Source organism: Petropleomorpha daqingensis (assembly GCF_013408985.1).
Classification (GTDB): Bacteria; Actinomycetota; Actinomycetes; order Mycobacteriales; family Geodermatophilaceae; genus Petropleomorpha; species Petropleomorpha daqingensis.
The window spans coordinates 39,103-53,822 of sequence record NZ_JACBZT010000001.1; the positions used below are offsets into that span (position 1 = coordinate 39,103).

Here is a 14,720-nt window from a genome sequence, read left to right on the forward strand (position 1 = left end):
GGCCGGCGCGCTGCCGGACCTGCCGGGTGTGCTCGCCTGCGGGCAGCTGCAGCGGACCGTCGCGTGGATCGCCGACCAGCAGGACGCCGACGGCGCGCTGCCCTGGTTCCGGGGCGGCCAGCTCGACCCGTGGGACTCCGTCGAGGCGGCGATGGCCCTCGACGTCGGCGGCGAGCACGCCCGCGCCCGCGCGGCCTACCGCTGGCTCGCCGATCGGCAGCGGCCGGACGGCTCGTGGGCGTCGGAGTACCGCGGCGGCGTCGAGACCGCGCCGGCCGCCGAGAGCAACCACGCCGGCTACCTCGCCGTCGGCGCCTGGCACAGCTGGCTGGTGACCGGCGACGAGCTGCTGGTCGGCGAGCTGTGGCCGGCCGTCCGGCGCGGCCTCGACCAGGTCACCCGCATGCAGCTGCCCGGCGGGGCGATCGGGTGGGCGCTGCGCCCGGACGGGACGCCGGACGACACCGCCCTGCTCACCGGGTGCGCCAGCCTCTTCCAGGCGCTGCGCTGCGGCGTCGCGCTCGCCGAGCTGCAGGACGACCCTCAGCCGGACTGGGAGCTGGCCGTCACCGAACTCGGGACGGCGCTGCGCGAGTCCCCCGAGGCGTTCGCCGACCGGTCGAGATTCTCGATGGACTGGTACTACCCGGTGCTCGGCGGCGCGGTCACCGGCCCGGCCGCCCGCGACCGGCTGGCCGCGGACTGGGACCGGTTCGTCGTCCCCGGCCTCGGGGCGCGCTGCGTCGCCGACCGGCCGTGGGTGACCGGCGCCGAGACCTGCGAGCTGGCGCTCGCCCTCGCCGCGGCCGGCCAGCCCGACGCCGCGCTCGAGCAGCTCGCGGCCATGCAGCACCTGCGCGAGGACGACGGCTCCTACTGGACCGGCTACGTCTACGCCGACGACGCCCGGTGGCCGGTGGAGCGGACGACGTGGACCGCCGCGGCCGTCGTCCTCGCCGCGGACGCCCTCGCCGGCGCGACCGGCGCCGCCCGGCTGTTCACCGATCCGGCCGCGCTGCCGGCGCCCGGGACCGGGACACCCGATTGGCTGCCGGGGAGCGCGGGCACCGTCCGACCGTGAGCCTCACCGTCGTCGTCGCGAGCCGCAACCGCCGCGAGGACCTCCTGGTGACCCTGCCCCGGCACGAGGCCCCGGTGATCCTGGTCGACAACGCCTCGACCGACGGCACCGTCGACGCCGTCCGCGCTGCGCACCCCGGCGTCACGGTCCTGCCGCTGGCCCGCAACGAGGGGGCGCGCGGGCGCACGAAGGGCGTCGTCGCGGCCGGCACCGAGTTCGTCGCGTTCGCCGACGACGACTCGTGGTGGGCACCGGGCGACCTCGACCGCGCGGTGGCGGTTCTGCGGGCGCACCCGCGGCTGGCCGTCCTCAACGCCCGCATCCTGGTCGGCCCGGAGCAGCGGCTCGACCCCGTCTGCGCCGAGATGGCCGCCAGCCCTCTGGGCACCGCCGACGACCTCCCCGGCCCGTCGCTGCTCGGGTTCGTCGCGTGCGCGGCGATGGTGCGCACCGGCGCCTTCCTCGCCGTCGGCGGGTTCGACCCGGTGGTGCGCTTCCCCGGCGAGGAGGAGCGGGTCGCCCTCGACCTCGCCGCGGCCGGGTGGGGACTGGCCTACGTCGACGGCGTGACCGTCCACCACCACCCCTCGCCCCGCCGCGACGCACCGGCCCGGCGGCAGGCGGCGGTCTGGCGGGCCCGCCTGCTGACAGCGCTGATGCGCTACCCGGCGGCTGAGCTGGCCGGGCTCGTCCGGGACGCCGCCACGGCCGGGAAGCCGGGTCGCCGTGGTCTCGCGCGGGCCGCCCGCGACGTCCCGGGTGCGCTGCGCCGCCGCCGTCCGGTGCCGACGCGGGTGTGGGCGGACGTGCAGCGGCTGGTCAGCTGACGGCCAGCACGTCCGCCTCGACCGGCGCGACCTCCCGGCTCCCGCTGGCCCGGGCGTCGGCGAGGGCCAGGAGGTCGACCGCCCGCCGCAGCACCTCCGGCGGCTGGGCGAAGGGCAGGCGGAGCCGGTCCTCCAGGGCGTGCCCGGTGCCGAAGAGCGATCCGGGGGCCAGCCGCACACCGACCCGCTCCGCCTCGAGCACCAGGGCGCTCGACCGCGGCTCGGGCAGCGCGCACCAGACGAACAGGCCGCCCGCCGGAACCGGCACCCGCCAGTCGGGCAGCCGCTCCGCCAGCGCCCCCAGCAGCGCGGCGCGCCGCTCCTGCAACCGGGCGTGCACGGCGGCGCGGGAGGCCTCGATGCCGTCGAGCAGCACGCACGCCGCGAGCTGCTCGACGACCGCGACGGCCATCGTCGACCGGGCGAGGGCCACGGTCAGCCGGCGGACGACGTCGGCGTCCGCCCGGATCCAGCCGATCCGCAGGCCGCCCCAGAACAGCTTCGACAGCGACCCCACGGAGATCGTCCCCGGCGCGAACGCCGCGAACGGCGCCGGCGGCGACGCGTCCAGCCCGAGCTCGACGAAGGCCTCGTCGACCACCGCGACGGTCCGCGCACGGCGGAGGTCGGCGGCCAGCCGCTCGCGGTCGGTCGCGCCGAGCAGCCGGCCGGTCGGGTTGGCGAAGTCCGGGACGAGGTAGGCCGCCGGCGGCCGCACCGCGCGCAGCGCCCGCGCGGCGGTCCCCGGCCACTCCTCCGGCGCCTCGGGGTCCAGCGCGGTGGGCAGCAGCTGCGCCCCGAGGCCGCGCGCCGCGTCGAGGGCGTTCGGGTAGGTCGGCTGCTCGACCAGCAGCGGCCGGCCCGGCGCCAGCAGCAGCGACAGGGCCAGCGAGACACCGGCGAGCGCGCCGGTGGTGACCACGACCTGCTCCGGCTCGGTCGGCAGCCCGCGGGCGCCGTACCGCTCGGCGATGCGCGCCCGCAGCTCCGGCAGGCCGGCCGGGTGGTACCCGTGTCCCGGCAGGTGCCGCGGCAGCTCGGCCAGGGCGGCGGCGAAGGCGGCGGGCACCTCCGGCGGGGCGGCCGGCGCCGCGTGGGCGAGGTCGATCGCGCCGTCCTCGGGAGGCGCCGGCAGCCAGGCCCCGCGCGCCGGGCCGGCCGGCAGCACCGCGAACGTGCCGGCGCCCTGCCGCGCGTCGGCCCAGCCGTCCTCGCGCAGCCGCGCGTAGGCGGCGGTGACCGTCGCGCGGCTGAGCCCGAGCGCCCCGGCGAGCTCCCGCTCGGCCGGGAGCCGGGCGCCCAGCGGCACCCGCCCGTCGCCGATGAGCAGGCGGATCCGGTCGGCCAGCGCCGCGTAGCGCGGCGGGCGGACGGCGGTCAGGTCGCCGAGCAGCTGCGACAGACGGCCGGCGGAGACGGCGACCACGCCACTTCCTCCCGATTGGCCTGTGGGGAACGGGCCAATCCTGGCGCACGATGGTCCGGTGACGCGAGCCCTCCCCCGCCGCCTGGTCCAGCTCTACCTGGGCCTGGCCCTCTACGGCGTCTCCATGGCGCTGCTGATCCGGTCAGCGCTGGGCAACATGCCGTGGGACGTACTCCACCAGGGCCTGTCCGCGCGGCTCGGCTGGTCGCTGGGCACGGTCACGGTGGTCGTCGGCGCGCTCGTGCTGCTCTGCTGGATCCCCCTGCGCCAGAAGCCGGGGCTGGGCACGGTCAGCAACGTCGTCGTCATCGGGATCGCGGTCGACGCCGCGCTCCGGGTGGTGCCGCACGTCGACGCGATGGCCGGGCGGATCGCGCTGGCGGCGGGCGGCATCCTGCTCAACGCGGTCGCGACCGCGCTGTACATCGGCGCGCGGTTCGGTCCCGGCCCGCGCGACGGGCTGATGACCGGGCTGGTGGCCCGCACCGGCTGGTCGCTGCGGCTGGTGCGCACCGGGATCGAGGTCGCCGTCGTCCTCACCGGCTGGGCGCTGGGCGGCACGCTCGGCGTCGCGACCGTCGTCTACGCCCTCGCCGTCGGGCCGCTGGTGCACCTGCTGCTGCCGCTGCTCACCGTGCCGGGCGGTCAGCGGGCGCAGTCGATGCAGGTGCGCGCCGCCGGCCGGGCCGCGAGGCGCTCGGCGCCGATGGGACGCCCGCAGGTCTCGCAGACGCCGTAGTCGCCGGCCTCGCGGCGGGCCAGCGCCGCGTCGATCTCGGCCAGCCGCCGTCGGGCCTGCTCCAGCAGGGCGGCGGTCTGCTGCCGCTCGAACGCGATGGTCGCGCCCTCGGGGTCGTGCTCGTCGTCGGCGTTCGAGGACTGCGAGGCCGCCACTACCTGGTCGAACTCGCGGGTGAGCGATTCGATGTCGCGCAGGACGACGCCCCGCTCGTCGAGCAGCGGGTCAGCGGACACGGCGCAGCAACCGCAGCGACCCGGTGCCCGGCAGCTCCTCGAAGTCCCCGGAGGCGAGCACCCGCGTGTAGACGCCGAAGGGTGCCTGACCGCCGTCGGCCGGATCCGGGAAGACGTCGTGGATGGCGAGCGTGCCGCCGACCGCGAGCTTGGCCACCCAGGCGTCCTGGTCGCGGCGCGCGGACTCCTCGGTGTGGCTGCCGTCGAGGAACAGCAGCGCCGGCGGCGTCGACCACAGCGGCGCGAGCACCTCGGAGCGGGCCACGACGGCGATCACCACGTCCTCGGCCCGCGCATCGGCGATCGTGCGCCGGAACCGCGGCAGCGTGTCGACGAGCCCGACAGCGGGGTCGACCAGCGACGGGTCGTGGAAGTCCCAGCCGGGCTGGTGCTCCTCGGACCCCCGGTGGTGGTCGACGGTGACCACCTGGCGGCCGGTCTCCCGGGCGGCCGCGGCGAGGTAGAGCGCCGACTTGCCCATCCAGCTGCCGATCTCCAGCAGCGGCCCGGGCACGGCCACCGCGAGGGCGGCCTCGTACAGCGCCCGCCCCTCGTCGTCCGGCATGAACCCAGGCGCGGCCTCCGCGGCGGCCAGCAGATCGCTCACCGGGAAACCTTCGCACGCAGCCCGGCCAGGCCGCCCACCCGATCGGTGGCCGACACCTTGGCCACGGCCGCGCCGATCGCCGTCGTCACCGGCACCGCCAGCACCAGGGCGATGCCGCCGACGAGCGCGCGGATGACCTCCTCGGCCACCAGCGAGCCGGTGAGCACCGCGCCCGCGGGGCGCCGGCTGATCTCGAACAGCAGGAGAAGCGGCAGCGCGACTCCGGCATAGGCGAAAACCAGCGTGTAGACCGTCGAGGCGATGTGGTCGCGCCCGATGGCCATCCCCCGCCGGTAGAGCTCCCGCCCGGACAGCGCGGGGTCGACCTCGTGCAGCTGCCAGATCGACGAGGCCTGCGTGATCGTGACGTCGTTGAGGATGCCCAGCCCCGCGACCACGACCCCGGCGATGACCAGGCCGGAGAAGTCCAGCGTCGGGTCGAACTGCTGCAGCTGGAGGGTGGCCTCGCTGGAGAACCCGGTCAGCCGCGAGACGCCGACGGCGACCTCGCCCAGCACCGCCGTCAGCGCCAGCCCGAACAGCGTGCCGAGCAGCGCCGTCGTCGTCCGGGCGGAGAACCCGTGGGCGAGGTACAGGACGACGAACATGATCGCCGACGCCCCGGTCAGCGTGACCCACGTCGGCGACGAGCCCTCGAGCAGCGCCGGCAGGACGAACTTCAGCAGGACGACGAAGGCGACGGCGAGCCCGAGCAGCGCCCGCAGCCCGCGCAGCCGCGCGACCGCGCCCACGACCAGCACGAACGCGATGGCCAGCACGATCATCGGCGTGGTCCGGGCGTAGTCCGCGAACAGGTACGTCGGCCCGCCCTCGGCGCCCTGGTCGGCCTGCAGCACGATCTCGTCGCCCTCGTGCAGCCCGTAGGCGACGACCTCGGCGGGGACGTCGACCTGCTGGAACTGGCCGGCCGCGGCCCCGTCGGTGATCTTCACGACGAGGGTCGCGCAGGTCAGCTGCTGGGGCGCGCCGGTCTGGTCGGCGACCGAGCAGTCGTACGGGGTGATCTTGGAGACCGTGGCGTGCGGGAACGTCGTCCCCGCCGGGACGGCCTGCAAGGCGGCCCGCTCGGCCCGGCCCGGCGTCCCGGACGGCCAGAGCAGCAGCAGGCCGAGGACGGTCGCCAGCGCGATCGGGACCAGGACGACGAGCATCAGCGGGACGGCGCGCCGTCGGCCGGCGAGCACCCCCGGTTCGGGCGGCGCCGCGTCGGGGTCGGGTCCGTGGCTGTGCGGGTGGGAAGGCGGCACCCGGTCAGGCTAAGAGCTGCCCACCTCCACGACCGGGAAGCGGTGCCAGAGTCCGGCGAGCTGCAGCGGCCGGCTCACCGGCTCGGGCGGCTCGACCAGCACGATGTCCACCGCCCGCGGCTGGCCCAGCTTCTGCAGCTGCACGAGCACCGCCATGCCGGCGGAGTTCATGAAGGTCACCTCGGACAGGCGCAGCTCCACGCGGTGCAGGTTGGGGACGCTGAGCAGCAGGTCGGTGAGCGTGCGCACCAGCGGTCTGCGGGCCGCCTCGGTGAGCTCGCCGACCACGGTGACGAGGGCGGTGTCCTTGTGCAGCTCCGAGGTCACCTGCGGCTCGCCGGGGGCGGGCCGGTCCTGGTCGGAGGTGGGTGCGGTCGTCTGCTCGTCCACCTCTCCGGGGTAGCCGGGACGGCGCCGTTTCACACCCGCGGCGGCGCGACCTCCCCCAGCGTCCCGGCCGCGCCGAGGTAGCCGCCGAGCAGCGCCAGGGCGGCCTGCCGCACCGTGTCGTCGCCGGGCAGGAACCGCGGGGAGTGCAGGCCGGGCCGCTTGCCGGCGGCGTCGACCGCGCCGCCCTCGACACCGAGGAACAGCATCAGTCCGGGGCGGGCGGCGCAGAAGTGCGCGAAGTCGTCGCTGCCGAACGAGCGGAACGTGTCGTCGGCCTCGAGCCCCGCCCGCTCCAGCCACGGGGTCGCCGCCCGGGCCAGGGCCGGGTCGTTGTTCAGCACGGGGTCGGACACCTTGATGTCGACGACGGCGGTGCAGCCGTGCGCCGCGGCGGTGTGCCGGGCGACCTCCTCGATCGCCGCGTGCAGCAGTTCCCGGTCCTCCGCGCGCATGGTGCGCAGGCCGCCGCGCACCCGGGCCGTGTCGGGGACGACGTTGAACACCGCGCCGCCCTCGAGCACGGTCAGCGCCAGCACCGCGCCGACCACCGGGTCGACCCGCGCGACCACCTGGGTGTGCAGGGCGGTGATCACCGCGGCCAGCGCCTGCACCGGGTCGTGCGTGGTGTGCGGGTAGGCGGCGTGCCCGCCGCGGCCGCGCACCGTGATCAGCACCTCGTCGACCGCGGCGTTGACCGGCCCGTGGGTGGCCGCGACGACGCCGGCCGGCAGCTGCGGCTGCACGTGCACGGCGACCGCGGCGCCGACGTCCTCGTCGTCCAGGACGCCGGACTCGGCGACGTCCCGGCCGCCCGACGGCTCGCCCTCCTCCCGCGGCTGCAGCACGGCGAGCACCGGCGCGGGCCCGCCGACCTGCCGCACCGCGCGGCAGACGGCGACCAGCGCGGCCAGGTGGACGTCGTGCCCGCAGGCGTGCATCACCCCGCCGGAGGCCGCCCAGGGCACGCCGGTGGCCTCGCGGACCTCCAGCCCGTCGAGCTCGGCGCGCAGCGCGACGGTCGGTGTCGTCCCCTTGAGCACGCGGACCACCCGCCCGGTGATCGCCGTCTCGTGCCCCGGCCCGACGCCCAGCGCGGCGACGACGGCCGCCGCGGTGTCCTCCTCCTCGCCGGACAGGCGCGGATCGGCGTGCAGCCGCCGGCGCAGCTCGACCGCCTCGGGCACCTCCTCCAGCACGGCGGCCGACAGCCGCTCGTACCAGGCCTCCAGTGCGGCGGTCATCCGAGCCGGTACGCCCGGATCGCGTTCCACGCGCCGATCGCCGCGGCGACGCGCTCGGCGTCGGCCGCCGTCCAGTCGTCGTCGGCGATGCCGGCGTCGAGGAAGCGCCCCAGCGCCCGCCGGAACAGCGCGGTCGAGATCAGGTACAGCTCGGCCAGGCCGAAGGCGTCCGTGGAGAACAGCACCTTGCCGAACGGCGCCAGCTCCAGCAGCTCGGCCACCACCGCGTCGGCCCGCCGCCCGACGTTGTGCACGGCCAGCCCGACGTCGACGAACACGTGCCCGAACACCTGCGCCAGGTAGCCGGCGTTGCGGTGGAAGGGGTAGTTGTGCAGCAGCATGACCGGCACGCCGGCCGGCTCGGTGGCCCTCAGCAGGTCGGTGAGCAGCAGCGGGTCGCCGCGGTGCAGGTCGGTGTCGGCGTCGCCGTAGCCGACGTGGAACTGCACCGGCAGCCGGAAGTCGATGCCGCACCAGACGAGGAAGCGGTGCAGCACGGGGTCGGCCACCCGCGCCCGACCACCGGCCGCCAGCAGCGCCCCGGCGGCGCGGGTCACCTCGGCGTCCGTGGGCCGCGCGCCCTCGAGCGCCAGCCCCACCCGGTAGGCGGCGATCGACTTGACCCCGACGGCGTCGGCGCAGCGCTCGCCCAGCCGGTCGCGGAAGGCGTCGGCGAAACCGGACGCCGTGCAGCCACCGGCGAGCACCTCCTCGGCCACCGCCTCCAGCCGGACCACCTCGCGCCCGGTGCCGCCGGCGAGCGCGGCCAGCTCGCCGGGCGAGGTGATCGGCTCGGGGACGTAGCCGGTGTCGACGAGGAAGCTGCCGATCCCGGTGGCGGCCAGCAGGCGGCGGTTCACCTCGGCGGCGCCGAGCTCCGCGCGGCGGGCCAGGTAGGTGTCCGGCGCGGCGTGCGGCTCGAGGTCGAGCACCGGCGCGCACCAGCGGCGCAGCGCGAAGCCGATCTGCGAGTCGAACAGCGTCCCGGCCAGGCCGGGCGCGTCCGCTTCGGTGAGCATCGCCTCGACCTCGGGGCGCTCGAGGTCGCGGGTCACCACCCCGTGGCAGTGGTGGTCGACGAGCGGGACCTCGATCACGAACCCTCCTCGCTGGCGCTCGTCGGGTTCGTGCTCGGCGATGCTGTGCTCATGGGTGAGCTCGCAAGCTCGCTCACCGAGTGGCCTCCAGGGCGCCGGTCAGGTCGGCGATCAGCTCGTCGGGGTCCTCGAGCCCGACCGACAGCCGGACCATCCCGTCGTCGATCCGGGCGGCCCGCCGCTCCTCCGGCGTCAGCGAGAAGTGCGAGGAGTTGAACGGCGTGCTGACCAGCGTCTCCACCCCGCCGAGGCTGGTCGCCTCGCTGGCGACCTGCAACCGGCGGATCACCGCACCGGCCCGCGCGTCGCCACCGGCCACGGTGAACGCGACCATCGCGCCGCCGATCGCCGGGTAGCGCACCGACACGACGTCGGGGTGGCCGCTGAGCTCCTCGGCGATCCGCGCGGCGGTGGCGCACTGCCGCGCCATGCGCACCTCGAAGGTCTGCAGGCCGCGCCACACCTGGTAGGCGGCGTGCGCGTCGAGGCACGTGCCGAGCGTGACCACCCGGCGCTGCACCTCCCGGACGACGTCGACGTCCCCCACCACCGCCCCGGCGATGACGTCGGAGTGCCCGTTGAGGAACTTCGTCGCCGAGTGGACGACGACGTCGGCACCCAGCGACAGCGGCCTGACCAGCCACGGCGTGGCGAAGGTGTTGTCGACGACGAACCGCGCCCCGGCCTCGTGGGCGATCGCCGCCACGCCCGCGACGTCGGTGAGCTCGAGCTGCGGGTTGGCGAGGGTCTCCGCGTAGACGACCGTGGTCGGCCCGCCGGCGACCGCCTCCCGCCAGGCGTCGAGGTCGGCCGCGTCGACCTGCACCACGTCGACCCCCCAGCCCGGCAGGTCGCGCACGAGCAGGTCGCGGGTGTCCCCGTAGACCTGCCGGGCCGCGACCAGCCGGTCCCCCGCTCGGACCAACGTGAGCAGCGTCGTCGCGATCGCACCCATGCCCGACGAGGTCATCAGCGCCGCCGCGCCGCCCTCCAGCCGGGCCACCGCCGAGGCGGTGACGTCGGCCGTCGGGTTGCGGAAGCGGGAGTACCAGTGCTCGTCCAGACCCCCGGCCTGGACGTCGGCGTAGGCCTTGTCGTCGAGGTAGTAGGTGACGGAGTGGTGGATCGGCGGCACGACCGGCCGGGTGCGCGGGGTGAACGCCCGCGACTCGTCCGGGCGGCTCACCGGGTGCCGACCTCCTCCTGGCGCGAGCCCAGCTCGGCCGCGGTCAGCGCCGCGCCGGCCCTGCGGGCGGCCGGGCCGATGGCGGCCACGACGACGATGCAGGCGAGGACCCACGCCGCGGCGATGATCGGGTTCCAGAACAGCGCGCCGTCGGACGGCGACGGGAACGGGTAGACGTTGCGCCACAGCGTGTAGCCGAGCACGACCAGCGCCAGGATCGGGATCACGACCTGCCACATCGGGACGCCGGGCATCGCGCGCTCGACGAACACCAGCTTGATCGCGCCGATCGTCGTCAGCACGTAGGCGACCAGCAGGATCAGCGTGCCGATGGTGCCCGACCACAGGAAGACGCTGAACGGCACGCCGCCGCCGGCGATCGCCTCGATGAGCATGATCACGGCCATCACCACGACCACGAGGACGGCCGCTGCGCCCGGCGTCCCCGCCCGCGTCGTGCCGGCCAGCCCGGTCTGCGGCGTGCCCTCGCGGCGCAGGTCGCGGGCGAAGGCGAAGGCCAGCCGCGAGGCACCGACCATGCACGCCAGGCAGCACCCGAAGGCGCTGATCGCGGCGCCGATGGTGATCAGGTCGCCGACCCAGCCGGCGATGTACTCGCGGCCGAGGTCACCGAGCAGCGAGCCGGAGGCGATGAACTTCTGCACGCCGGCGTCGTCCGCCCCGAAGCCCATGACCTCGATGGCGGTGACGATCGTGAAGTAGATGCCGCCGAAGATCGCCGTCCCGAGGATGGCGCGCGGGATGTCCTTGCGCGGGTGCCGCGCCTCCTCGCCGAGGGTGGCCGCGGCCTCGAACCCGGCGAAGGAGAGGAAGCCGAACACGATGCCGAGGAACAGCGCCGAGGTGTCGGTGCCCGGCGGCACCGAGAACACCGACCAGGTGAAGGTCTGCCCGCCGGGCGCGCTGCCGGACAGCAGGCGGACCAGCACGATCGCGCTGATCACGAGGATGAGCGCGACGGTGGCGCCCTCCACCGAGAGCAGCACGCTGGTGCCCCGGCGGGCCGGGGCGACGGTGAGCGCCAGCGAGCCGAGCAGCGCGATGACGGCGAGCACGAACGGCGCCCAGGACGGCGGGTTCGGCCAGACGCCGATCGCGGCGAGGAAGTCGGTGCCGAAGATGCCGGCCGCGGTCGAGGTGACCACGCCGTAGAAGCAGTACGTGCCGAACAGCGCGAAGCCGCTGACCAGGCCGGTGCGCGCGCCCAGGGTGGCGCCGACGAAGGCGTACACCGAGCCGGCGTGGTGGAAGTGCTGGGTGAGCCGCACGAAGCCGTAGGCCACCAGGAGCACGCCGACGGCAGCGAGCAGGAACGCCAGCGGCACGGCGCGGCCGACGGTGGTCGCGGTGCCCTGCGGGTTGATGTTCGCGGCCATGCTCGGCGCCATGAGGGCGACCGAGAGACCGACGGCCTGCCAGACCGACAGGGTCCGGCGCAGGCCCGGGCCGGAGGGCTCGACCGGGGCGTCGGGGCGGGACGGCGAGACGGCCATGCGGAACTCCTGATCGCATCGCGGGGGACACGGACGGTTGCGCAGGTCAAGCGCGTGGAGTGTGCTCCCGCAGGGAGCGCGATCGGAAGATCCGTTACGACCTCTTCACACGCGGGAGGCCAGGGTGCTGGCGCACGAGGAACGGGAGCGGCGTGCTGCGCGCGCCGAGGAGATGCTCGACGGGCTGCGAGAGGCCGGCGTCGTCGGCGTCGTCCTGCCCTGGGTGGACACCAGCGGGGTGACCCGGGTGAAGTCGGTGCCGCTGGCGAAACTGCCCTCGGCGGCGGCCTGGGGCGTCGGGATGAGCCCGGTGTTCGACGCGTTCCTCTTCGACGACTCGATCGTCGCCGGACGCTTCGCCGGCAGCGCCGTTGGCGACCTGCGGCTGCACCCCGACCTCGACCGGCTGACCGTGCTGGCCGGGCAGCCCGGCTGGGCGTGGGCGCCGGTCGACCGCTACGACCAGGACGGCCAGCCGCACGTCCAGGACTCCCGGCTGCTGCTGCGCCGGGTGGTCGACGAGCTGGCCGCCGACGGCCTGTCGGTGCAGGCCGCGTTCGAGATCGAGTGGGCGGTCGGGGTGGCCGGCTCCGACGACTTCGTGCCGGGGCTGACCGGCCCCGCGTACGGGATGGCGCGGCACGTCGCGGTGTCGGACTACGCGCGCGACCTGCTCACCGCGCTGGCCGCCCAGGGGGTCGCCGTCGACCAGTTCCACCCCGAGTACGCCGCCGGGCAGCTGGAGCTGTCGGTCGCGGCGGAGGACCCGGTGGCCGCCGCCGACACGACCGTGCTGGTCCGGCACACGATCAAGGCCGTCAGCGCCCGGCACGGGCTGCGGGCGTCGTTCTCGCCGAAGGTGCTGGCCGACGGGGTCGGCAACGGCGGGCACGTGCACCTGTCGCTGTGGCGGGACGGCGAGAACCTGATGAGCGGCGGGAAGGGCACCTTCGGCCTGACCCCGGACGGCGAGGCGTTCATCGCCGGCCTGCTCACCCACCTGCCGGGGCTGCTCGCGGTCGGTGCGCCGACGGTCGCCTCGTACCTGCGGCTGATCCCGTCGCACTGGGCCGGCGCGTTCGCCTGCTGGGGGCTGGAGAACCGGGAGGCGGCGATCCGCTTCGTGACCGGGCCGTCCGGGCGCCGGCAGGCCGCGGCGAACGTCGAGGTCAAGAGCGTGGACCAGGCGGCCAACCCGTACCTGCTGATGGCCGGGCTGCTCGCGACCGGGCGAGCCGGGCTGGCTTCCCTCGCGACGCTGCCGGATCCGGTCGGGGTGGATCCCGCGACGCTGTCCGATGAGGGCCGGCGCGAAGCCGGGGTCCGGGAGCTGCCGACGTCGCTGGACGAAGCGGTGCGGGCCTTCGAGCGGGACGACGTCCTGGCCCGGGTCTACGGCGAGGAGCTGGCCGCGACCGTGGTCGACGTCCGGCGCGGCGAGATCGCGGCGCTGGAGGGCAAGTCGGCCGAGGACGTCGCGGCGGCCCTGCGGTGGGTGCACTGATGCCCGACTACCACTACACCGACGCCTTCCACGGGGCGACGTTCCGCGACTGCGACCTGCGGGACGTGAAGATCGTCAGCTCGTTCGTCGACGGCCTGGTCATCCGAGGCTTCAGCGGGCAGGCCGGCCCGGTGCTCGTGGACGACGTCGACGTGAGCGAGTACGTGGCCGCGGAGCTGGACCGCCGCCATCCGGAACGGGTGCGCGTGCGGGAGGCGCGTTCGCTCCCGGAGCTGCGCGCGGCGTGGGCCGAGCTGTCCGGCCTGTGGGACGGGACGCTCACCCGGGCCGGCGCGCTGGACGAGGCGCTGCTGCAGGAGCGGGTGGACGGCGAGTGGTCGTTCGTCGAGACGCTGCGCCACCTGGCGTTCGCCGTCGAGACGTGGGTGGGCGGCTGGCTGCACGGCGAGTCGGCGCCGTTCTCCCCGCTGGGCCTGCCGCCGACCGACCTGCCGCTGACCGAGTGGCCCTCAATCGGGCTCGACTCCGCCGCCCGGCCCACGTTCGCCGAGGCCGCAGAGCTGTTCACCGACCGGCGAGCGCGGGTGGACAAGGCGCTCGCCGAGGTGACCGAGGCCGAGCTGGAGGAACCGCGGACCGCCGCGCCGGTCGCGCTGTGGGGCGAGGAGACGCACACCGTGCGCGCCTGCCTCAGGACGGTGCTGCAGGAGGTGTGCGACCACCGCCGCTTCGCCGAGCGCGACCTCGCCGTCCTCACCGCCCGCTGACCGCGGCGCCTCCCGTCGGTTCGAGCGGCTGCCGATCGGCATGCCGGTGCACGGCCCGCCAGCGTCCGTCCTCGCGGCGGAAGAGGTGCGTGCTGCGCACCTCGAACTGCTCCGGGGGTCGTCCCTCGACGGCTACGGCGTAGCGCTCGATGCACACCGTGTACGCCGAATCCCCGGCAACGTTCGACGCGATGAGCTCCCACCGGTAGTCGGCGACGTCGGAGAACCACCGTGCGACGCGCCGGAACGTCTCAGTCAGCGCCTCCGCACCGGTGCTGCGCATCCCGCGGATGGCGAACAGCGTCACCGGGTCATGCGACGACCAGAGCGCGATGTGCGGCTCGGGGTCGCCGTCGTGGAAGGCGCGCAGCGAATCGATGAAGCGCGGGAGGAAGTCGCGTTCGAAGTCCTCGTTGTCGCCCATGCCCGGCAGTGTCGTGCTCCCGCGAGCGACGGGACAAGCAGTTCGTCGGTCGCGGCCCGTGCTAGCGCGATCGCTGCTGTCGGCGGGCGATCACGACCAGGATGACGAGGACGAGCACCAGGGGCGCCCACGCCGGGAGGCCGAACGGACCCAGGATGAGCTGAGCGACGTACAGGACGACCTGGAAGCCGACCCAGAGGCCTACGAACAGCACGACCATGAAGAGCAGGGGCCGCTCGTACTGCAGGCGGCGCAGGTAGTTCATCTGTCTCTCCTCGGTCGTGGGCCACCGTCGATATCGGCAACGAGGCAGCGCTGCTGAAGGTGACCCTCGGAGTCGACAACGCCCTACCCGCGCAGCCGCGTTCCCGTGCCGGCCGACTTCCGGCCGTACGCCGGTGTTTACACCCGCGCACGCTGGAGGTAATCTCCAGTTGCCACTAGAGGTCAGG

16 protein-coding genes are annotated in these 14,720 nt (G+C 75.3%); 5 read left to right on the forward strand and 11 right to left on the reverse strand.

Annotated features, from left to right (window positions below):
• Positions 1-28: 28 nt before the first annotated feature.
• Positions 29-1,081, forward strand: a complete 1,053-nt coding sequence (locus tag GGQ55_RS00205) for a prenyltransferase/squalene oxidase repeat-containing protein (RefSeq protein WP_366488463.1) — start codon at positions 29-31, stop codon at positions 1,079-1,081.
• Positions 1,078-1,908, forward strand: coding sequence for a glycosyltransferase family 2 protein (locus GGQ55_RS00210; RefSeq protein WP_366488465.1), 831 nt, complete (start codon positions 1,078-1,080; stop codon positions 1,906-1,908). Before GGQ55_RS00205 ends, GGQ55_RS00210 begins: the two co-directional genes overlap by 4 nt.
• On the opposite strand, the gene yczR is transcribed toward GGQ55_RS00210, so the two are convergent.
• On the reverse strand, positions 1,901-3,334 hold the full coding sequence (yczR, locus tag GGQ55_RS00215) for a MocR-like transcription factor YczR (protein ID WP_179714563.1): 1,434 nt from the start codon (positions 3,332-3,334) through the stop codon (positions 1,901-1,903). The genes GGQ55_RS00210 and yczR overlap by 8 nt on opposite strands.
• Before the next feature lie 58 nt (positions 3,335-3,392).
• On the opposite strand from yczR, the gene yczE reads away from it, so the two are divergent.
• Positions 3,393-4,073 carry a membrane protein YczE gene (gene yczE / locus GGQ55_RS00220; RefSeq protein WP_179714564.1) on the forward strand — a complete coding sequence of 227 codons (681 nt, stop codon included), beginning with the start codon at positions 3,393-3,395 and terminating at the stop codon, positions 4,071-4,073.
• Here yczE and GGQ55_RS00225 read toward each other — a convergent pair.
• The 8 genes from GGQ55_RS00225 to GGQ55_RS00260 form a co-directional block, all read right to left on the reverse strand.
• Positions 3,980-4,309: a TraR/DksA family transcriptional regulator gene (locus GGQ55_RS00225; RefSeq protein ID WP_179714565.1), complete on the reverse strand. Its 330-nt coding sequence runs from the start codon at positions 4,307-4,309 to the stop codon at positions 3,980-3,982. The genes yczE and GGQ55_RS00225 overlap by 94 nt on opposite strands.
• Positions 4,299-4,916, reverse strand: a complete 618-nt coding sequence (locus GGQ55_RS00230; RefSeq protein ID WP_179714566.1) for a class I SAM-dependent methyltransferase — start codon at positions 4,914-4,916, stop codon at positions 4,299-4,301. The genes GGQ55_RS00225 and GGQ55_RS00230 overlap by 11 nt, the downstream gene beginning before the upstream one ends.
• Complete coding sequence (locus tag GGQ55_RS28115; protein WP_179714567.1) at positions 4,913-6,184, reverse strand: YibE/F family protein; 1,272 nt, start codon at positions 6,182-6,184, stop codon at positions 4,913-4,915. The genes GGQ55_RS00230 and GGQ55_RS28115 overlap by 4 nt, the downstream gene beginning before the upstream one ends.
• Before the next feature lie 9 nt (positions 6,185-6,193).
• Positions 6,194-6,574, reverse strand: a complete 381-nt coding sequence (locus GGQ55_RS00240; protein ID WP_179714568.1) for an STAS domain-containing protein — start codon at positions 6,572-6,574, stop codon at positions 6,194-6,196.
• A 29-nt stretch (positions 6,575-6,603) separates the two neighbouring features.
• Positions 6,604-7,815, reverse strand: coding sequence for a M20 metallopeptidase family protein (locus tag GGQ55_RS00245; protein ID WP_179714569.1), 1,212 nt, complete (start codon positions 7,813-7,815; stop codon positions 6,604-6,606).
• Complete coding sequence (locus GGQ55_RS00250; protein WP_218859105.1) at positions 7,812-8,912, reverse strand: amidohydrolase family protein; 1,101 nt, start codon at positions 8,910-8,912, stop codon at positions 7,812-7,814. Before GGQ55_RS00250 ends, GGQ55_RS00245 begins: the two co-directional genes overlap by 4 nt.
• Before the next feature lie 73 nt (positions 8,913-8,985).
• On the reverse strand, positions 8,986-10,098 hold the full coding sequence (locus tag GGQ55_RS00255) for a trans-sulfuration enzyme family protein (RefSeq protein WP_179714570.1): 1,113 nt from the start codon (positions 10,096-10,098) through the stop codon (positions 8,986-8,988).
• A complete protein-coding gene (locus GGQ55_RS00260; RefSeq protein ID WP_179714571.1) occupies positions 10,095-11,612 on the reverse strand; it encodes an APC family permease in 1,518 nt (505 codons plus the stop codon). Before GGQ55_RS00260 ends, GGQ55_RS00255 begins: the two co-directional genes overlap by 4 nt.
• A gap of 124 nt (positions 11,613-11,736) precedes the next feature.
• Here GGQ55_RS00260 and GGQ55_RS00265 point away from each other — a divergent pair, with 124 nt between their 5' ends.
• Together GGQ55_RS00265 and GGQ55_RS00270 are read left to right on the forward strand one after the other, a co-directional pair.
• Positions 11,737-13,116: a glutamine synthetase family protein gene (locus tag GGQ55_RS00265; protein ID WP_366488469.1), complete on the forward strand. Its 1,380-nt coding sequence runs from the start codon at positions 11,737-11,739 to the stop codon at positions 13,114-13,116.
• Positions 13,116-13,844 carry a DinB family protein gene (locus GGQ55_RS00270; protein WP_179714572.1) on the forward strand — a complete coding sequence of 243 codons (729 nt, stop codon included), beginning with the start codon at positions 13,116-13,118 and terminating at the stop codon, positions 13,842-13,844. Before GGQ55_RS00265 ends, GGQ55_RS00270 begins: the two co-directional genes overlap by 1 nt.
• Here GGQ55_RS00270 and GGQ55_RS00275 read toward each other — a convergent pair.
• Together GGQ55_RS00275 and GGQ55_RS00280 are read right to left on the reverse strand one after the other, a co-directional pair.
• Positions 13,831-14,268, reverse strand: a complete 438-nt coding sequence (locus GGQ55_RS00275; RefSeq protein ID WP_179714573.1) for a YybH family protein — start codon at positions 14,266-14,268, stop codon at positions 13,831-13,833. The two genes, GGQ55_RS00270 and GGQ55_RS00275, sit on opposite strands and share 14 nt — an antisense overlap.
• Positions 14,269-14,329: 61 nt before the next feature.
• On the reverse strand, positions 14,330-14,533 hold the full coding sequence (locus tag GGQ55_RS00280; protein ID WP_179714574.1) for a hypothetical protein: 204 nt from the start codon (positions 14,531-14,533) through the stop codon (positions 14,330-14,332).
• Positions 14,534-14,720 lie beyond the last annotated feature (187 nt).